General features: G+C 70.6%; 15 protein-coding genes. 11 read left to right on the top strand and 4 right to left on the bottom strand.

Going from position 1 to position 19,036, the window contains the following annotated elements:
- Positions 1-154: 154 nt before the first annotated feature.
- From SL103_RS28310 to SL103_RS28285, 6 genes are all read left to right on the top strand, one after another.
- Positions 155-2,014: an acetolactate synthase large subunit gene (locus tag SL103_RS28310; protein ID WP_069571755.1), complete on the top strand. Its 1,860-nt coding sequence runs from the start codon at positions 155-157 to the stop codon at positions 2,012-2,014.
- A gap of 28 nt (positions 2,015-2,042) precedes the next feature.
- Positions 2,043-2,567 carry an acetolactate synthase small subunit gene (ilvN, locus tag SL103_RS28305; protein ID WP_069571753.1) on the top strand — a complete coding sequence of 175 codons (525 nt, stop codon included), beginning with the start codon at positions 2,043-2,045 and terminating at the stop codon, positions 2,565-2,567.
- A 112-nt stretch (positions 2,568-2,679) separates the two neighbouring features.
- Positions 2,680-3,678 (top strand): ketol-acid reductoisomerase, encoded by a 999-nt coding sequence (gene ilvC / locus SL103_RS28300; RefSeq protein WP_069571751.1) that lies wholly within the window; start codon positions 2,680-2,682, stop codon positions 3,676-3,678.
- 270 nt (positions 3,679-3,948) lie between these two features.
- Positions 3,949-5,541, top strand: coding sequence for a phosphoglycerate dehydrogenase (serA, locus tag SL103_RS28295; RefSeq protein ID WP_069571749.1), 1,593 nt, complete (start codon positions 3,949-3,951; stop codon positions 5,539-5,541).
- A gap of 154 nt (positions 5,542-5,695) precedes the next feature.
- A complete protein-coding gene (locus SL103_RS28290) occupies positions 5,696-6,706 on the top strand; it encodes a PRC and DUF2382 domain-containing protein (RefSeq protein WP_069571747.1) in 1,011 nt (336 codons plus the stop codon).
- Positions 6,707-6,792: 86 nt separating this feature from the next.
- The gene (locus tag SL103_RS28285) at positions 6,793-7,392 is read left to right on the top strand and encodes a TetR/AcrR family transcriptional regulator (protein ID WP_069571745.1); all 600 of its coding nucleotides are present in this window, start codon (positions 6,793-6,795) and stop codon (positions 7,390-7,392) included.
- On the opposite strand, the gene SL103_RS28280 is transcribed toward SL103_RS28285, so the two are convergent.
- Complete coding sequence (locus tag SL103_RS28280; RefSeq protein ID WP_069571744.1) at positions 7,361-9,040, bottom strand: purine-cytosine permease family protein; 1,680 nt, start codon at positions 9,038-9,040, stop codon at positions 7,361-7,363. The genes SL103_RS28285 and SL103_RS28280 overlap by 32 nt on opposite strands.
- Before the next feature lie 211 nt (positions 9,041-9,251).
- Positions 9,252-10,511: a PucR family transcriptional regulator gene (locus SL103_RS28275; RefSeq protein WP_069571742.1), complete on the bottom strand. Its 1,260-nt coding sequence runs from the start codon at positions 10,509-10,511 to the stop codon at positions 9,252-9,254.
- A 204-nt stretch (positions 10,512-10,715) separates the two neighbouring features.
- Between SL103_RS28275 and SL103_RS28270 the strand changes: the two genes are divergently transcribed.
- Positions 10,716-11,642, top strand: a complete 927-nt coding sequence (locus SL103_RS28270) for a proline dehydrogenase family protein (protein ID WP_069571740.1) — start codon at positions 10,716-10,718, stop codon at positions 11,640-11,642.
- 79 nt (positions 11,643-11,721) lie between these two features.
- Positions 11,722-13,362 (top strand): L-glutamate gamma-semialdehyde dehydrogenase, encoded by a 1,641-nt coding sequence (gene pruA / locus SL103_RS28265; protein WP_069571738.1) that lies wholly within the window; start codon positions 11,722-11,724, stop codon positions 13,360-13,362.
- A 65-nt stretch (positions 13,363-13,427) separates the two neighbouring features.
- Here the strand turns inward: pruA and SL103_RS28260 are convergent, their stop codons facing one another.
- Positions 13,428-14,114 (bottom strand): Uma2 family endonuclease, encoded by a 687-nt coding sequence (locus SL103_RS28260; protein ID WP_069571736.1) that lies wholly within the window; start codon positions 14,112-14,114, stop codon positions 13,428-13,430.
- 349 nt (positions 14,115-14,463) lie between these two features.
- Between SL103_RS28260 and SL103_RS39330 the strand changes: the two genes are divergently transcribed.
- On the top strand, positions 14,464-14,595 hold the full coding sequence (locus tag SL103_RS39330) for a hypothetical protein (RefSeq protein ID WP_099055466.1): 132 nt from the start codon (positions 14,464-14,466) through the stop codon (positions 14,593-14,595).
- A gap of 145 nt (positions 14,596-14,740) precedes the next feature.
- Here the strand turns inward: SL103_RS39330 and SL103_RS28255 are convergent, their stop codons facing one another.
- Positions 14,741-16,351: a purple acid phosphatase family protein gene (locus tag SL103_RS28255; RefSeq protein ID WP_079146025.1), complete on the bottom strand. Its 1,611-nt coding sequence runs from the start codon at positions 16,349-16,351 to the stop codon at positions 14,741-14,743.
- A 138-nt stretch (positions 16,352-16,489) separates the two neighbouring features.
- Between SL103_RS28255 and SL103_RS28250 the strand changes: the two genes are divergently transcribed.
- Positions 16,490-17,530 carry a 3-isopropylmalate dehydrogenase gene (locus tag SL103_RS28250; RefSeq protein WP_069571733.1) on the top strand — a complete coding sequence of 347 codons (1,041 nt, stop codon included), beginning with the start codon at positions 16,490-16,492 and terminating at the stop codon, positions 17,528-17,530.
- Between the two features lie 360 nt (positions 17,531-17,890).
- Positions 17,891-18,979, top strand: coding sequence for a branched-chain amino acid aminotransferase (locus tag SL103_RS28245; protein WP_069571732.1), 1,089 nt, complete (start codon positions 17,891-17,893; stop codon positions 18,977-18,979).
- The last annotated feature ends 57 nt before the right edge of the window (positions 18,980-19,036 follow it).

Below are 19,036 nucleotides of genomic sequence, written 5' to 3'. Positions count from 1 at the left end.
CTTGGAAAGCGCGTCGGCTGAAGCTGGGCCCTGAAGACACCCAGCAGACCGCACCGACGCGCTCCCCTCGCTTGCCACATGGCACGGGGGGTTTTTTGTTGCACCGCAACCTCACAAATCCCACCAAAACCCTCAGCTTCGAGAAGAGACGCAGATGACCGAGCAGGCCACCGGGGCCCACCATCCGCAGCCGCGGGCCCGTACCGCCGGCGGACCGCAACAGCCCGCGACCGTCGAGCACGTCACGGGTGCGCAGTCCCTGATCCGTGCGCTGGAGGAGGTCGGGGCCGACACCGTGTTCGGCATTCCCGGCGGTGCGATCCTGCCGGCGTACGACCCGATGATGGACTCCTCGAAGGTCCGGCACGTCCTGGTCCGCCACGAGCAGGGCGCCGGGCACGCCGCTACGGGATACGCCCAGGCCACCGGCAAGGTCGGCGTGTGCATGGCGACTTCGGGGCCGGGTGCCACCAACCTCGTCACCCCGATCGCCGACGCCCACATGGACTCCGTCCCGCTGGTCGCGATCACCGGTCAGGTCGCGTCCAAGGCGATCGGCACGGACGCCTTCCAGGAGGCGGACATCTGCGGCATCACGATGCCGATCACCAAGCACAACTTCCTGGTCACCGACCCCGCCGAGATCCCGCGGACGATCGCCGAGGCGTTCCACATCGCCTCCACCGGCCGCCCCGGCCCGGTCCTCGTCGACATCGCCAAGGACGCCCTCCAGGCGCAGACCACCTTCCGCTGGCCGCCGCACACCGAGCTGCCCGGCTACCGCCCGGTGACCAAGCCGCACGCCAAGCAGATCCGTGAGGCCGCCCGGCTGATCGTCGAGTCCAAGCGCCCGGTGCTGTACGTCGGCGGCGGCGTGCTCAAGGCCGGCGCCACCGCCGAGCTGAAGGTGCTCGCCGAGCTGACCGGCGCGCCGGTCACCACCACGCTGATGGCGCTGGGGGCCTTCCCCGACAGCCACCCCCAGCACGTCGGTATGCCCGGCATGCACGGCGCGGTCACCGCGGTCACCGCGCTGCAGAAGTCGGACCTGCTGATCACCCTCGGCGCCCGCTTCGACGACCGGGTCACCGGCAAGCTGGACTCCTTCGCGCCGTACGCCAAGGTCGTGCACGCCGACATCGACCCGGCGGAGATCGGCAAGAACCGGGCCGCCGACGTGCCGATCGTCGGTGACGCGCGGGAGGTCATCGCCGACCTGATCGTCGCCGTGCAGGCCGAGCACGACGCCGGCCACAAGGGCGACTACACCGCCTGGTGGAAGGACCTCAACCGCTGGCGCGACACCTACCCGCTGGGCTACGAGCAGCCGGACGACGGCAGCCTCTCCCCGCAGCAGGTCATCGAGCGCATCGGCCAGCTCGCGCCGGCCGACACGATCTACGCCGCGGGCGTCGGCCAGCACCAGATGTGGGCCGCGCACTTCATCGACTACGAGCAGCCCGCCACCTGGCTGAACTCCGGCGGCGCCGGGACCATGGGCTACGCCGTGCCGGCCGCCATGGGCGCCAAGGCCGGGCAGCCGGACCGCACGGTCTGGGCGATCGACGGCGACGGCTGCTTCCAGATGACCAATCAGGAGCTGGTCACCTGCGCGCTGAACAACATCCCGATCAAGGTCGCGATCATCAACAACGGCGCGCTGGGCATGGTCCGCCAGTGGCAGACCCTCTTCTACAACCAGCGCTACTCCAACACCGTGCTGCACAGCGGCCCCGACGCCGACGGCAAGCAGCCCAGCGCGGGCACTCGCATCCCGGACTTCGTGAAGCTGTCCGAGGCGATGGGCTGTGTCGCGATGCGCTGTGAGGACCCGGCCGAGCTGGACGCGGTCATCGCCAAGGCCAACGCGATCAACGACCGCCCGGTCGTGATCGACTTCATCGTCCACGAGGACGCCCAGGTGTGGCCGATGGTCGCCGCCGGCACCTCCAACGACGAGGTCATGGCCGCCCGGGGCGTGCGCCCCGACTTCGGCGACAACGAAGACGACTGAGACGACGAAGAGCGAAAGAGAGAAGACCATGTCCAAGCACACGCTCTCCGTCCTGGTGGAGAACACCCCCGGCATCCTGGCCCGGATCGCCGCCCTGTTCTCCCGCCGCGGCTTCAACATCGACTCGCTCGCGGTCGGCGTCACCGAGCACCCCGACATCTCCCGCATCACCATCGTGGTCAGCGTCGAGTCGCTGCCGCTGGAGCAGGTCACCAAGCAGCTCAACAAGCTCGTCAACGTGCTGAAGATCGTCGAGCTGGAGCCCGGCGCCGCGATCCAGCGCGAGCTGGTCCTGGCCAAGGTCCGCGCGGACAACGAGACCCGCTCGCAGATCGTCGAGATCGTCCAGCTCTTCCGCGCCAAGACCGTGGACGTCTCCCCGGAGGCCGTGACGATCGAGGCCACCGGATCCAGCGAGAAGCTGGAGGCCATGCTCAAGATGCTGGAGCCGTTCGGCATCAAGGAGCTGGTGCAGTCCGGCACCATCGCCATAGGCCGCGGTGCCCGGTCCATCACCGACCGTTCGCTGCGCGCCCTGGACCGTACGGCCTGATCCTCCCGGTCCGCCGCGGCCCGGTACCGGACCGTATGGCGAGACCCACCGACCTTCCTCACCCCGCCCGACATACTGTGGGCACCCCGCTAGATCCAAGGAGATACCCGAAGTGGCCGAGCTGTTCTACGACGACGACGCCGACCTGTCCATCATCCAGAACCGCAAGGTCGCGGTGATCGGCTACGGGAGCCAGGGCCACGCCCACGCGCTCTCCCTGCGTGACTCGGGCGTCGACGTGCGCGTCGGCCTGCACGAGGGTTCCCAGTCCAAGGCGAAGGCCGAGGAGCAGGGCCTGCGCGTGGTGACCCCCGCCGAGGCGGCGGCCGAGGCCGACGTCATCATGATCCTCATCCCGGACCCGATCCAGGCGAAGGTCTACGAGGAGTCCATCAAGGACAACCTCAACGACGGCGACGCGCTGTTCTTCGCCCACGGCTTCAACATCCGCTTCGGGTTCATCAAGGTCCCGGCCGGCGTGGACGTCGCCCTGGTCGCCCCCAAGGGCCCGGGCCACCTGGTGCGCCGCCAGTACGAGGAGGGCCGTGGCGTTCCGGCGATCGCGGCCGTCGAGCAGGACGCGTCGGGCAACGCGTTCGCGCTGGCGCTGTCGTACGCCAAGGCCATCGGCGGTACGCGTGCGGGCGTCATCAAGACGACCTTCACCGAGGAGACCGAGACCGACCTGTTCGGCGAGCAGGCGGTGCTGTGCGGTGGTGCGTCGGCGCTGGTCAAGGCCGGTTTCGAGACCCTGGTCGAGGCGGGCTACCAGCCGGAGATCGCGTACTTCGAGTGCCTCCACGAGCTGAAGCTCATCGTGGACCTGATGTACGAGGGCGGTCTGGAGAAGATGCGCTGGTCGGTCTCGGAGACCGCCGAGTGGGGTGACTACATCACCGGTCCGCGCATCATCACCGACCAGACCAAGGCGGAGATGAAGAAGGTCCTCACCGAGATCCAGGACGGCACCTTCGCCAACAACTGGATGGCGGAGTACAACGCCGGTCTGCCGAAGTACAACGAGTACAAGAAGGCCGACGGGGACCACCTGCTGGAGACCACCGGCAAGCAGCTGCGGAAGCTGATGAGCTGGGTGGACGACGAGGCGTAAGCCAAGTGGACGGGGGGTCGCGAAGCAACTCGCGGCCCCCTCGTCCATGTGCCCGGCCGTCCGCCGGCCGGGTGCCTTGTCCACCGCGTAGAACCACGCACGGGTGATCCTTCCGCAACGGCACAGGACCGGCCCCGCACCGCCACTACACTGCCAACACAAGCGCGTCAGGCTCACAGCGTCGTGCGTCTTCCACGCGGCTTTCCCCCTTCACCGCCTTCGGCCGTCGGGACGGCCGTCCGCGAAGGACTAGTGAGGAATGAAGACCACGTGAGCTCGAAACCCGTCGTACTGATCGCCGAAGAGCTGTCCCCCGCCACCGTCGACGCACTCGGCCCGGACTTCGACATCCGGCACTGCAACGGCGCGGACCGCGCCGAACTGCTGCCCGCGATCGCCGACGTCGACGCCATCCTCGTACGCAGCGCGACGAAGGTCGACGCCGAGGCCATCGCCGCCGCCAAGAAGCTGAAGGTCGTCGCCCGTGCGGGTGTGGGCCTGGACAACGTCGACGTCTCCGCCGCCACCAAGGCCGGCGTGATGGTCGTGAACGCCCCGACCTCCAACATCGTCACCGCCGCCGAGCTCGCCTGCGGCCTGCTGGTCGCCACCGCCCGGAACATCCCGCAGGCCAACACCGCCCTGAAGAACGGCGAGTGGAAGCGCAGCAAGTACACCGGCGTCGAGCTCAGCGAGAAGACCCTCGGCGTGGTCGGCCTCGGCCGGATCGGCGTCCTGGTCGCGCAGCGGATGTCCGCCTTCGGCATGAAGGTCGTCGCCTACGACCCGTACGTCCAGCCGGCCCGTGCCGCGCAGATGGGCGTCAAGCTGCTCACCCTGGACGAGCTGCTGGAGGTCTCGGACTTCATCACCGTTCACCTCCCCAAGACGCCCGAGACCGTCGGTCTCATCGGCAACGAGGCGCTGCACAAGGTCAAGCCGTCCGTCCGGATCGTCAACGCCGCGCGCGGCGGGATCGTCGACGAGGCGGCGCTGGCCAGCGCGCTGAAGGAGGGCCGGGTGGCCGGCGCCGGCCTGGACGTCTACGCCGTCGAGCCGTGCACGGACTCCCCGCTCTTCGAGTTCGACCAGGTCGTCGCCACGCCGCACCTGGGCGCGTCGACGGGTGAGGCGCAGGAGAAGGCCGGTATCGCGGTCGCCAAGTCGGTGCGTCTGGCGCTGGCCGGCGAGCTGGTGCCGGACGCGGTCAACGTCCAGGGCGGTGTGATCGCCGAGGACGTCAAGCCGGGGCTGCCGCTGGCCGAGCGGCTGGGCCGGATCTTCACCGCGCTGGCCGGCGAGGTCGCCATGCGCCTCGACGTCGAGGTGTACGGCGAGATCACCCAGCACGACGTCAAGGTGCTCGAACTCTCCGCGCTCAAGGGCGTGTTCGAGGACGTGGTGGACGAGACGGTGAGCTACGTCAACGCCCCGCTGTTCGCGCAGGAGCGCGGCGTCGAGGTGCGCCTGACGACCAGCAGCGAGTCGCCCGAGCACCGCAATGTGGTGACCGTGCGCGGCACCCTGACGGGCGGTGACGAGGTGTCGATCTCCGGCACGCTCGCGGGTCACAAGAACATCCAGAAGATCGTGGCGGTCGGTGAGCACTCCATCGACCTGTCGCTCGCCGACCACATGGCGTTCCTGCGGTACAGCGACCGGCCGGGTGTCGTCGGCACGGTCGGCCGGATCCTGGGCGAGGCGGGCATCAACATCGGCGGGATGCAGGTGTCCCGCGCCGATGTCGGTGGCGAGGCGCTGGTGGCGCTGACCGTCGACGACACGATTCCGGCGCAGGTGCTCAACGAGATCGCCGAGGAGATCGGTGCGACCTCGGCACGCGCGGTGAACCTCGGTCACTGACCGGCCCCGCACCCGGCCAACGGGCCCGGGCCCCGCTTCGGCGGGGTCCGGGCCCGTCCGCGTTTGCGCGCCCCCGTCCGGCGACGCGCAATGGGAACGGGGCACGGGGCACCGTGCGGTCCCCGCCGGCGCGGGCAGAAGGAGACGACACGCCATGAACGCACCCCTGGGAGACTCCCCGCAGGGTCTGACCGGCCTGCATGTGGTCGACGCGGACGGCGTGCGGGTGGGCACCGTCCAGCAGGTCTACCGGGACGACGCCACCAACGACCCCGAGTGGGTCACCGTACGCACCGGGCTGTTCGGCATGAAGGAGACCTTCATCCCGCTGCCCGGGGCCCGGCGGACCGGCGGTGACCTGCACGTTCCGTACACCAAGGACACCATCAAGCAGGCGCCGCGGATCGACGCCGACGGCCATCTCGACCCGTCGGAGGAGGAGCGGCTCTACCGCCACTACGGGCTGAACCGGCCGGGGGAGGCGCCGGACCCGGGCGGTGCGGGTCAGGCCGGGGGTGCGGACGACCCGGGCGGGCTGGAGAGCGTCGCCGACGAACCCACGGTCACCGCGGCCACGCCCCCCGCCGCCGGCGCACCGCCGCGCGCCACCGCCAGGACCCGGGCGATGGCGGACACCGCCCACCGGGTCCCGCCGCGCGGCGAGCGCAACAAGCTGATCGACCGGCCCACGGCGGGCGCGGGTGCGGGCGGCCGGGGGAGCGACCGCACGGGTGCCGGCCGGGACGGGGAGCCGCGGGGGCAGGAGGTGCACGAGGTGGTGCTCTCCGAGGAGCAGGTCGAGATCGGCACCGAGGAGCGGGTGAGCGGCCGGGCGTACCTGAGGAAGCACGTGGTCACCGAGGAGGTGCACCGCACCGTCCCGGTCAGCCACGAGGAGGTGCGGGTGGTCCGGGAGAAGATCACCGAGGAGGACCGGCTGGCGGGCCGGACCGGTCCGCGGTCCGGTGGCGAGCAGGCCGAGGTCGTGCTGCACGAGGAGACACCCACGGTCAGCAAGAAGATGGTGCCGGTCGAGCGGGTGTGGCTGGAGACCGAGCGGGTGACCGAGCAGCGGGAGATCACCACCGAGGTCCACCGGGAGGAGGTCGAGATCGACGACGGCACCGGCCAGGGCACCCGGCCCGGCCCGGACCGGCCGCGCTGACCTCGGTTTCCTTCCGCGGGCCGTCGTATACGTACGTTTTAGACAGCTGTCTGGTACGGGCGTATGCGCGGGGCTAGGCTGCCCGCATGGGACACCGTGAAGACCTGCTGGAAGGCGCCAAGCGCTGTCTGCTGGAGAAGGGCTACGCCCGTACCACCGCCCGCGACATCGTCGCGGCCTCCGGTGCCAACCTCGCCTCCATCGGCTACCACTACGGCTCCAAGGACGCCCTGATGCGGCAGGCCGTCATCGCGTCCAGCGAGGAGTGGGGGGCGGGCGTCGCCGGGGCGCCGGCGGCCGGTGACGCGGCGCCGCCGGCCGACGCGGACCCGCTGGAGCGGTTCGCCGCGGTCTGGGACAAGGTGCTCCAACGGATCATCACGGAACGGGAGTTCATCGCCGCGCAGGTCGAGGTGCTCGGGCTGCTGCCGCGCGACGCGGGGCTGCGCGAGGCGATCGGCGAGGTGCTGCCGGAGGGCGGCGAGGGGCTGGTGGCGGTCTTCGAGGGGGTGCCGGACACCGAGGTCGACGCGGACGCCGCCCGGGTCGTCGGCTCCTTCTATCAGGCGCTGCTCACCGGCCTGATGGTGCAGTCGCTGATCACCCCGGACGCGATGCCGTCCGGCGCCGACCTCGCGGACGCGCTGCGCCGGGTCACCGCGGGCGAGGTGCTGGGCCCGAAGTGACCGGCCCTTCCGCCGCGGGCAGCACATGATCGCCGACCCGGTTGGTGCTCAGGCACAGCGAGCAGACCACCGCGCCGTGGGTGAGGCACGCCGTGACGTCGGGGCGCTCGAAGACCTGCCGGCAGACGTGGCAGGTGACGGTGGCCGCGCTGGGGTTGCCGTCGGCGTCCAGCAGCGGCTCCGCGATGCCGTCGTCGGTCCGCCGCAGGTAGTACCGGCCCTTGGTGACGACGGCCATCAGCGGGGTGAGCGCGAACGCGATCAGCGCCGCCGCGACCGGTGAGTACGGCTGGAGGGTGTCGCCGAGAGCGCGGAAGTACATCGCGATCGACAGGCCGGAGGCGGCGACGAAGGCCACCACGCCGACGGGGTTGACCGCGTGCAGCATGCCGCGGCGGAACTCGGGCGCGTGCGGGGACAGTTTCAGCAGGTACTTGTTGACGATGATGTCGGTGGCGACGGTGACGACCCAGGCGATCGCGCAGTTGGAGTAGAAGCCCAGGACGGCGTTGAGGAAGCTGAACATGTCGGCCTCCATCAGCACCAGCGCGAACGCCAGGTTGGCCAGGACGAAGACCATCCGGCCCGGGTAGCGCCGGGTGATCCGGGTGAAGGAGTTGGTCCACGCCAGCGAGCCGGAGTAGGCGTTGGTGACATTGATCTTGATCTGGCTGATCACGACGAGGACCACCGCCAGCGGGATCACCAGCCAGGACGGCAGCATCGCGGCGAACGCGCCGGTGAACTGCTGGATCGGCTCGGTGGCCGCGGCCGGCCCCACCTTCGCCAGGACGTAGACGGCCAGGAAGAGGCCGATCGCCTGCTTCAGCGCGCCCAGCACCACCCAGCCGGGCCCGGCCAGCACCACGGCGGTCCACCAACTGCGCTTGTTCGCCTCGGTCTTGGGCGGCATGAAGCGCAGATAGTCGATCTGCTCACCGATCTGCGCGATCAGCGACAGACACACGCCGGCGCCCAGCAGCACCGAGGCGGCGTTGACCCCGCCGTGGCCGTCGGAACCGGCGTACGACACGAAGCGGTGCACCGACCCCGGGTCGGTGCCGACCAGATAGAGCAGCGGACCCACCATCAGCAGCAGCCAGACGGGGGTCGTCCAGACCTGGAGCTTGCTGAGCGCCTTCATTCCGAAGACGACCAGGGGGATCACCATGAACGTGGAGACCAGATAGCCCAGCCACAGCGGCAGCCCGAGGCCCAGCTTCAGCCCCTGCGCCATGATCGAGCCCTCCAGCGCGAAGAAGATGAAGGTGAAGCTGGCGAAGATGACGCTGGTGAGCACCGAGCCGTAGTACCCGAAGCCGGAGCCGCGGGTGATCAGGTCCAGATCGATGTTGTAGCGCGCGCCGTAATAGGCGAGCGGGAAGCCGGTCACGAAGATGACCACGGCCGCGACGAGGATCGCGGCCAGCGCGTTGCCGGTGCCGTGGGCGAGGCCGATGCCGGCGCCGATGGAGAAGTCCGCCATGTACGCGATGCCGCCGAGCGCGGTGGTCGCCACCACCATCGGCGTCCAGCGGCGGTAGCTGCGCGGGGCGAACCGCAGCGTGTAGTCCTCCAGCGTCTCGTCGGCCGCCGGCCCGGCGGCGGGTGCCCCGGCGACCGCCGGTTTCGGATCAGCCTGGGTCATGCCGCGCCTCCTGAGGTGCCGTGGGGCCTGCGCCGGTGCTTTCCGGTCAGGGCCGGAACGCTAGGAAGCGCGTGTTACCGCTGACGACGCCTTGGGTGAACCGGCTGTTTCGTGGCTCGGCAGACCTCCGCCCGGGGCGTGACCCCGGGCAGCGGGGCGGAGGAAGTGCTGGGCGAGCAGTCGCTCCGCCGGCACCGTCCCGGGGCCTCCTTCACAGCCGCGCCGCCTTGAGCGCCATGTGCAGCAGCAGACGGTGTCCGCCGTCGTCCAGGTCGAGGCCGGTCAGCTTCTCCACCCGGCCCAGGCGGTAGTAGAGCGTCTGGCGGTGGATGCCCAGCACCTGGGCGGTACGGCTCGCCTGGCCCGCGCAGTCGAGGAACACCTCGGCGGTACGGGCGAGCTCCGCGTGTGCGGGGGAGAGCAGCGGGCCGATGGCGGGGTCGGGGCCGGTCGCCGGCAGGGCGGTCAGCATGCGGTACGAGCCGATGTCGTCCCACTGGGCGACCGGGCCCAGCAGGGGCTCGGCGCGCGCCGCGCGGGCCGCGTCCAGCGCTTCCCGCCAGACGGCCGGCAGCTCGGTCAACTCCCTTGTGCCGAGGCCGATTCCGGCGGTCCCCGGCCGGGCCGGCCGGCCGGCGGCGGTGGCCCGGGCCGGCCCGGCCGGGCTCGTCGCGGCCGGTGCGCTGCCCGCCCGCGGTGAGCGCAGCAGATGCTCGGCGACCGTATGGGCGGGGGCGAGCGCGCCGGCCGGGCGCAGCCGGACCAGCGCGGCCAGGGCGGGCACGGCCGCCGCCTGCTGCCCCGGCCGCAGCGGACAGGCGGCGAGCAGGCCCGGCAGGCTCGGCAGCGGTGCCGCGCCGGTGTCCGAGGTGTCCCAGGGGGTCACCGCCACCAGGGTGAGCGGGGTGCCCGGGGTGAAGCGCAGGGTGTCGCGCAGCGCCTCGCCCAGCGCGGCCGCCGCGGCGGGCCGGCCGTCGGCCGGGGCGACCAGCAACTCCCGCAGCAGATCGCCGAGTTCGGACCCGGCGCGGGCCTCGTCGGCGAGCAGCGCGCCGATCCGGGCCGCGGTCTCCATGGCCTGCGCGATGCGCGGGTCGGGCCGGGCGCCGTGGCCGCCGAGGGCCAGATCCGTCAGGTGTCCGTCGTCCAGCAGCCAGACGTAGCCGTGCACGATGCCCCGGTGGCGTACGGGCAGACAGATCCGGCCTTTGAAGACGCCGGCCGCCGGGTCCGGCGGAATGCGCAGCGGCGTCTTGGCCCGCGCGATGCCGAACGCCTCGAACCAGGCCCGTACCGCCGCCGACGAGCGGCGCTGGAGGATCGAACGGGTCCGCACGGGGTCCATGACCTCGTCGTCCTCGCTCTCGTGGGCACCGAACGCGATCAGCCCGAAGTCCCGGTCCTCCAGGGTCGCGGGGGCGCCGAGCGCCGCCGAGATCTCGTCCACGAGCTGCTGGTAGTCGCCCCGCATCGGTCACCCGGCCCTCTCCTGTCGCACTGGTCGCTCCCGCCACCATTCTCATACATCTGTCTGAGATCCCGGCCACGAAGGCGTGACAGCTGTCGATGGCCGCGAAGTGGCGCGATCCTTAAATTTCAGGTGGCTCAATCTTGCCGACGCGTTCGCGCCGCCGGCGTCGCAGGCATTTGTCATCCTGAATCGTGGAGGTGCCCCATGCTGGGTCCCGTGCTTCTCGCCGCCGCGCGCAGCGACAGCATCCGCCGCATCGTCGCGGCCGCGCCGGTCACCCGCCCCGTGGTGGAGCGGTTCGTCGCCGGCGAGCGTCTGGAGGAGTCCATGACGGCCGTCCGGGGCCTGGCCGCGCGCGGCCTGGAGGTCACCCTGGACCACCTCGGCGAGGACATCACCGACCCGGCCGAGGCGCTGCGCAACCGCGACGCCTACCTCCAGCTGGCGCAGGCCCTCAAGGAGCACGGGCTCGGCGTCAAGGCCGAGATGTCGGTGAAGCTGTCCGCCTTCGGCCAGGCGCTGTCCGGCGGCCACGAGCTGGCGCTCAAGAACGTCACTCCGGTGGTCGAGGCCGCCGCCGAGGCCGGCACGACGGTGACCCTGGACATGGAGGACCACACCACGGTTGACTCCACCCTGGCGATCCTCGCCGAGCTGCGGGAGCGCTTCCCCCAGACGGGCGCGGTGGTGCAGTCCTACCTCTTCCGCACCGAGGACGACTGCCACGCACTGGCCGGGGAAGGCTCCCGGGTGCGGCTGGTCAAGGGCGCGTACAAGGAGCCCGCGACCGTCGCCTTCCAGGACAAGGCAGAGGTCGACCGGGCCTATGTGCGGTGTCTGAAGATCCTCATGGCGGGGCAGGGCTACCCCATGGTCGGCTCGCACGACCCGCGGATGGTGGCCATCGCCCAGGAGCTGGCGCACCGCAACGGGCGCAAGCCGGCCGACTACGAATTCCAGATGCTGTACGGCATCCGCGAGGCGGAGCAGCAGCGACTGGTCGCGGAGGGGCACCGTATGCGGGTGTACATCCCGTACGGCACGGACTGGTACGGCTACTTCATGCGCCGGCTCGCCGAGCGCCCCGCGAACCTCGGATTCTTCCTCCGGTCGCTGGCGACCCGAGGATGACGGTGGCGGGCGACCGGCTGATCGGCTGAGCCCCCGGCCCTTTACGTACGTACGAACCGACGATCGAAGGAGAACGGCCATGGACGCTGTGACCCAGGTCCCCGTGCCGGTGAACGAGCCGGTCCACACCTACGCCCCCGGCACCCCGGAGCGGTCCCGTCTGGAGACCAAGCTCAAGGAGCTGGCCGGCAACCCGATCGAACTGCCCATGACGATCGGCGGCGAGCGGCGGATGGGTGGCGGCGAGCGCTTCGACGTCGTCCAGCCGCACAACCACCGCGCCCGGCTCGGCACGTACGCCAACGCCACGGTCAAGGACGCCCAGGACGCGGTGGACGCCGCGCTGGCCGCCGCCCCGGCCTGGCGCGCGATGTCCTTCGACGACCGCGCCGCGATCATCCTCAAGGCCGCCGACCTGCTCTCCGGCCCCTGGCGCGAGACGATGGCCGCCGCCACCATGCTCGGCCAGTCCAAGACCGCCCAGCAGGCCGAGATCGACACCCCCTGCGAGCTGATCGACTTCTGGCGCTTCAACGTGCACTTCGCGCGCCAGATCCTCGCCGAGCAGCCCCCGGCGAACTCCCCGGGCGTCTGGAACCGTTCCGACCACCGCCCGCTCGAAGGCTTCGTCTACGCGATCACGCCGTTCAACTTCACCGCGATCGCCGGCAACCTCCCGACCGCGCCCGCCCTCATGGGCAACGTGGTCGTCTGGAAGCCGTCCCCGACCCAGACCTTCGCCGCCGTGCTGCTGATGCAGCTGCTGGAGGAGGCCGGGCTGCCCAAGGGCGTGATCAACCTCGTCACCGGTGACGGCAAGGACGTCTCCGAGGTGGCGCTGAACCACCCCGACCTGGCGGGCATCCACTTCACCGGCTCCACCAAGACCTTCCAGTACCTCTGGAAGACGGTGGGCGTGAACATCGAGAAGTACAAGACCTACCCGCGGCTCGTCGGTGAGACCGGCGGCAAGGACTTCATCGTCGCCCACCCCTCCGCGGACCGCGCCGTGCTGAAGACCGCCATGACCCGTGGTGCCTTCGAGTTCCAGGGCCAGAAGTGTTCCGCCGCCTCCCGCGCCTACGTCCCGGCCTCGCTGTGGAACTCCGGCCTCAAGGAGGAGTTCGCCGCCGAGGTCGAGTCCCTCGCCATGGGTGACGTCACCGACCTGTCGCACTTCATCGGCGCCGTCATCGACGAGCGTTCGTTCGCCAAGAACAAGGCCGCGATCGACCGCGCCAAGGCCGACCCGACCGTCGAGGTCGTGGCCGGCGGCACGTACGACGACAGCGAGGGCTACTTCGTCCGTCCGACGGTCCTGGTCTCCACCGACCCGGAGAACGAGATCTTCAAGGACGAGTACTTCGGCCCGATCCTCGGCGTGTACGTCTACGACGACGAGAGCGACGAGGGCTACGACGCCATGCTCACCCAGATGGAGTCCGCCTCGGCCTACGGCCTGACCGGCTGCGTCATCGCCCAGGACCGCGCGGCGGCCGCCGCCACCTGCGAGAAGCTGCGCTTCGCGGCCGGCAACTTCTACATCAACGACAAGCCCACCGGCGCCGTAGTCGGCCAGCAGCCCTTCGGCGGCGGCCGTGCCTCCGGCACCAACGACAAGGCCGGTGCCAAGCAGAACCTGATGCGCTGGACCTCCACCCGCTCCATCAAGGAGACCCTGGTCCCGCCGACGGACTACCGCTACCCGCACATGGGCTGACCGCCCGGGAACACGACGACGGCCCGGCTCCCCTCACGAGGGGGCGCCGGGCCGTCGGCGTGGTGTCAGCCCTTGCGCGGCGGTCCGGTGATCGCCTCACCGATGACGAAGCCCTTGGCGGGGCCGTCGGGGATGACGACGTCGATTCCGTACCGTGCCCGGTGACTCTGGGCGTAGGTGCCTTCGCCGGGACTCGGCGAGGACAGCACGGTGACGGTGCCCATGCCGTCGTAGTCGTCGATGAGGACATAGACGGGGATTCCGGCACGGGCGTAGGCGCGGCGCTTGCGGACGCGGTCGCGCTGCTTGCAGTCATGACCGGGCGAGACCACCTCGGCGACGAGTGCTACGCAGCCGACGTCGAGCCCGATCCCGTCTTCGGCCACGTATTCGGTGTCGTCGGCGAAGGCGGTGATGGCGTCTTCGAGGGCGATGACGAGGTCCGGAATCCAGACCTTACGGCCATGGATGATGTTCGTGTCGTTGGTGACGGCATAGGCACTCGACGTCTTGTCGAGGTACTGGGTGAGCTGGCGGCGCAGTTGAAAGCTGATCCTGCTGTGGCTGTGGCTGTGGCGGCCGGTGGGCGACACCTCGATGGACCCCTCGATGATCTCGGCGTGAAAGCCCTCGGGGAGTTCCATGGCTTTCCATGCCTGCCACAGGACCTCGTCCAGATCGCCGGGTGTTGTGGTCTCCGGTGTCGTGATCTCCGGCGTGGTCACGGGCGCCTCCTGTGCGAGCGCGGTCATGGTGCAGCACCTCCTCCTAAGTCTGGGCGGGCTCGGCCTGGTGGCACAAGCGACACCGCCACGCTAGGAACGCGAAGGGGGCCACGACCTGCGAATGTCCGGGGATCACTCGTTCGAGCACACGGTCGCCGTCTCAAATAGTAGGAAGCCCAAGTAATTGTGCAGACATCACGGCCGAGCTGTCCTAGCTTTGTAGGAGCCGAACGTACCGCTCGATCGAGCGCATGCGGATGCGGCCCGGTGCGTCAGCGCAGGTGACCCCTGCCGTGCCGAGGCCCCCGCCCCTTCCGGCCGCTTCTGGATCGACGCATCCATCCTTCTCGGGGCTCTGGCATTGGAGACGTGAATCATGGCTGAGACTGCCGTCCGCAGGACCCGTCACTCCGCCCGTACGACCAACGAAGCCGACCGCAGGAACGCCGCGGCCGCACTCCAGCGCGCCCTCGACCGCCGTGACAACGGCGGCTCGACCGGGCACTGAGACGGTGCGCGCACACGCCGGGGCGGCGCTGCCGTCGGTGCCGTGCCGCTGCTGGTGGCGGCTCCGGTCCTCGCTGGCCCGTCTGATCTGCCCCTGAGGAACGCTCGCGCGGCGGCACCCGGGTCCCGGGTGCCGCGCGCGGGCGTCAGCCGGCCCGGTGCGACCGGGTGACCTCGAAGTGGTCGATGCGCTCGCCGGATTCGGCGAGCGCGGTGACCTTCATCCGCGGGCGGTGGCCCGGGAAGACCTCGACGGCGAGGAACGAGTAGCCGGTGTAGCGGACCCTGGACCACTCCACGGTGTCCTTGGTCTTCACCTGGCCCTTGGACCAGTGGTACGTGTCGACGTGGTCGAGGTCCTTGACGTGGCCCTCGTAGCTGTCGGGGACGGGGAAGTCGTAGAGGGACTTGCCCGCGCCGCCGGCGGTGACGTAGACGATGCCCTCGCGGGCGGCGTCGACGGACTCGCCGACCGGCACCTTCTTGGCGACCCGGCCGCCCTTGAGCGCGTCGGTGCGCTCGTAGACGTGGTTGTGGCCGTTGATGACCAGGTCCACCCGGTGCTTCTCGAACAGCGGCAGCCAGGCGTCGCGCACCCCGCCCTCGGACGCGTGCGAGTTGGTGGTGGAGTAGGCGCAGTGGTGGAAGAAGACCACGACGAAGTCGATGCCCTCGGCGGCGCGCAGCTCCGTCAGGCGGCGGTCGAGCCAGCGGGTCTGCCTGCCGCCGGTGTAGCCCTGGTTGGCGGGGATCTCGTACGAGACGTCGTTGGCGTCGAGCGCGACGACGGCGACGTTGCCGTAGGTGAAGGAGTAGATGCCGGGGGCGTTCGCGGCGTCCGGGCCGTTGCCGGGCAGCGACCAGCGGGCCTGCTGGCCGCCGTAGCCGTTGGGGGAGTACCAGGCTTCCATGTCGTGGTTGCCGGTGGTCACCATCCACGGCACGGACTTGGCCACCGACTCGGTCTGGGCGAGGAACTGGTCCCACACCCGGGCGTCGTAGGTGTCGTGGTCGGAGCCCTGGCCGTCCGGGTCCGCGTAGCAGATGTCGCCCGCGTGCAGGTGGAAGGACGGGTTCTGGCCCAGGATCAACTGGTCGTTGGCGAGCGCGTGGTAGCTGACGCCCTGGTCACCGAAGGCGGTGAAGACGAACCGCTCGGCGCGAGCCGGGGCGGTGCGGAAGGTGCCGACGGTGGAGAAGTGCCGCGGCTCGGCGGGGTCGAAGCCTTCGTGGCCGACGCCGTAGTAGTACGTGGTGCCCGGGCGCAGCCCGTCGAGCGCCGCGTGCAGGTAGTACTGGTCGACGGCAGGCAGCTTGGCGGAGAGCGCGGGGGTGTGCAGCGGGCGCACCTCGGCCTCGATCTTGCGCCCCAGGTCCCAGGGGGTCAGTCCCACCCGCAGGTACGGCCGCCGGACGGCGAACGGCACCTGCCAGCTCACCCGCATCTGGCTCCTGGGGTCGGCACCGAAGGCGAGGTGGCGGCCGAAGGGCGCGACGAGGGCGCCGTCGACGGCAGTGGTGGCGGAGGCGGCCGGCAGGGTGGGGGAGGAGGCCCGGGCCGAGCCGGTGACCAGACCGGAGCCCGCGACCGCGCCCGCGGTGACGGCCGAGGTGCGCAGCAGTCCCCGGCGGGTCAGCTTGGTGCGGAGGTAGTCGTGCTGCTCGGGCATGGTCATCCGGGCCGCGAGCTGCTCCGGTATGCCGACGCGCGGGGTGTGCGAGGGCCGGGGAATGTCCCCCCAGGGATTTCCAGTCATGCGGCCGAATGTCGCAGGATGACCCGACGATCAAGGGACCGTGAGGTGAACGCCGGTCGACCCCCGGGTTGACCGGCGCCACTGTCCGGATGGCGGACGTGACGTGTCAATGAATGGGACGAAGAGTAGGGTCCAGACATGTCTCGCAGCATTCGCCTCGCAGTGATCCCCGGTGACGGTATCGGCCAGGAAGTCGTGGCCCAGGGCCTGAAGGTCCTGACCGCGGTCCTCCCGCAGGACGTCAAGCTGGAAACCAAGGAGTACGACCTTGGTGCCAAGCGCTGGCACGCGACCGGCGAGACCCTGCCGGACGCGGAGCTGGAGTCGCTCAAGCAGCACGACGCCCTCCTGCTCGGCGCGATCGGTGACCCGTCCGTGCCGTCCGGCGTCCTGGAGCGCGGGCTGCTGCTCAAACTCCGCTTCGCCTTCGACCACTTCGTGAACCTGCGCCCGTCGAAGCTCTTCCCGAACACCGCCACCCCGCTGGCCGGCCGCCCCGAGATCGACTTCGTCGTCGTACGGGAAGGCACCGAGGGCCCGTACACCGGCAACGGCGGCAGCCTGCGCACCGGCACGCCCGCCGAGGTCGCCACCGAGGTCAGCCTGAACACCGCCTACGGCGTCGAGCGCGTGGTCCGGGACGCGTACGAGCGGGCCAACGCCCGGCCCCGCAAGAAGCTGACGCTGGTGCACAAGAACAACGTGCTGGTCTATGCCGGTCACATGTGGAAGAACATCTTCGACAAGGTCGGCGCGGAGTACCCCGAGGTCACCACCGACTACCTGCACGTCGACGCCGCGACGATCTTCTTCGTCACCCAGCCCGAGCGGTTCGACGTGATCGTCACCGACAACCTCTTCGGCGACATCCTCACCGACCTCGCCGCGGCCGTCACCGGCGGCATCGGCCTGGCCGCCTCCGGGAACATCAACCCGACCGGTGAGTTCCCCTCGATGTTCGAGCCGGTGCACGGCTCCGCCCCGGACATCGCCGGCACCGGCAAGGCCGACCCGACCGCGACGATCCTCTCCGTCGCCCTCCTGCTGCGCCACCTCGGTTTCGCGCCGCAGGCCGCCCGGATCGAGGAGGCCGTCGCGGCCGACCTGGAGGCCCGGGACGGCACCGCCCGCAGCACCGACGAGATCGGCGACGCGCTCGCCGCACGCGTAGCGGGCTGAGGCCAGCGGCAGCACCTCAGCAGCACGGACAGCGCCGGGCCGGGACCTCATCGTCCAGGCCCGGCGCTGTCCGCGTAGGAACCCCTTGGGCTCCCGCCCGGTTCGGTGCGACCATCGGACCCGGACCGCGCACACCGGTTCCGGCGGCGGACACCCACGAGCGATAATCGGACGTGGCATCGCCGTCCGCGGGGAAACTCGGACGTCCCAGTAACGACCGGTACGTTCAGGAGCTCCACGTGAGCGCGGCCGCCACAGACCGCACCGGTGCCGCAAGGTGGGGGCCGACCCCCGACCCCCGGCCGGAGGGCTGGGCCGGTGACGAGCGGTATCGGAACACGCAGTGAAGGACACGCATACATGACGACGCCCACGATCGAGCTCAAGCCCTCCTCGCACCCGCTGTCCGCGGCGGAGCGGGAGCAGATCCTGGCGGCCCCCGGTTTCGGCCGCCACTTCACCGATCACATGGTGACGATCAAGTGGACGGAGGGCCGCGGCTGGCACGACGGACAGCTCGTGCCGTACGGGCCGCTCTCCCTCGACCCGGCGACCAATGTCCTGCACTACGCACAGGAGATCTTCGAGGGCCTCAAGGCGTACCGCCAGCCCGACGGCTCCGTCGCCACCTTCCGCCCCGACGCCAACGCCCGGCGCTTCCAGTCCTCGGCCCGCCGCCTGGCCATGCCGGAGCTGCCGGTCGAGACCTTCATCGAGGCGTGTGACCTGCTCGTCCAGCAGGACAAGGACTGGGTGCCGGCGCACGGCGGCGAGGAGTCGCTCTACCTGCGGCCGTTCATGATCGCCACCGAGGTGGGCCTCGGGGTCAAGCCCGCCAACGAGTACCTCTTTGTGGTCATCGCCTCGCCGGCCGGCGCGTACTTCGCCGGTGGCGTCAAGCCGGTCTCCATCTGGCTGTCGGAGAACCGCGTGCGGGCCGTCCCCGGCGGTGTGGGCGACGCCAAGACCGGCGGCAACTACGCCGCGTCGCTGCTCGCGCAGGCCGAGGCCGCGGTGCACGGCTGCGACCAGGTCGCCTACCTCGACGCCGTGGAGCACAAGTGGGTCGAGGAACTCGGCGGGATGAACCTCTACTTCGTCTACGGCGACCGGATCGTCACCCCCACGCTCACCGGCTCCCTGCTCGCCGGCGTCACCCGTGACTCCCTGCTGTCCGTCGCCCGCGACCTGGGCTACACCGCGGAGGAGGGCCGGGTCTCCATCGACCGGTGGCGGGCCGACACCGAGAACGGCACCCTCACCGAGGTCTTCGCCTGCGGTACCGCGGCGGTGATCACGCCGGTCGGCACGGTCAAGAGCGCGGGCGGCGAGTGGACCCAGTCCGGCGGCGAGCCGGGCAAGGTCACGCTGAAGCTGCGCGAGGCGCTGCTGGACATCCAGCGCGGCATCACCGAGGACGAGCACGGCTGGATGCACCCCCTGGGCTGAACCGCCCGCCGGGCGTGCCCCCGGACGTGACCGAGGCCGCCTCCGACCGTGTGTCGG

The sequence above is a fragment of the Streptomyces lydicus genome, from assembly GCF_001729485.1.
Classification (GTDB): domain Bacteria; phylum Actinomycetota; class Actinomycetes; order Streptomycetales; family Streptomycetaceae; genus Streptomyces; species Streptomyces lydicus_D.
The sequence above is the reverse complement of the archived record's forward strand: the minus strand, read 5'-3'. Positions and strand labels throughout refer to the sequence as shown.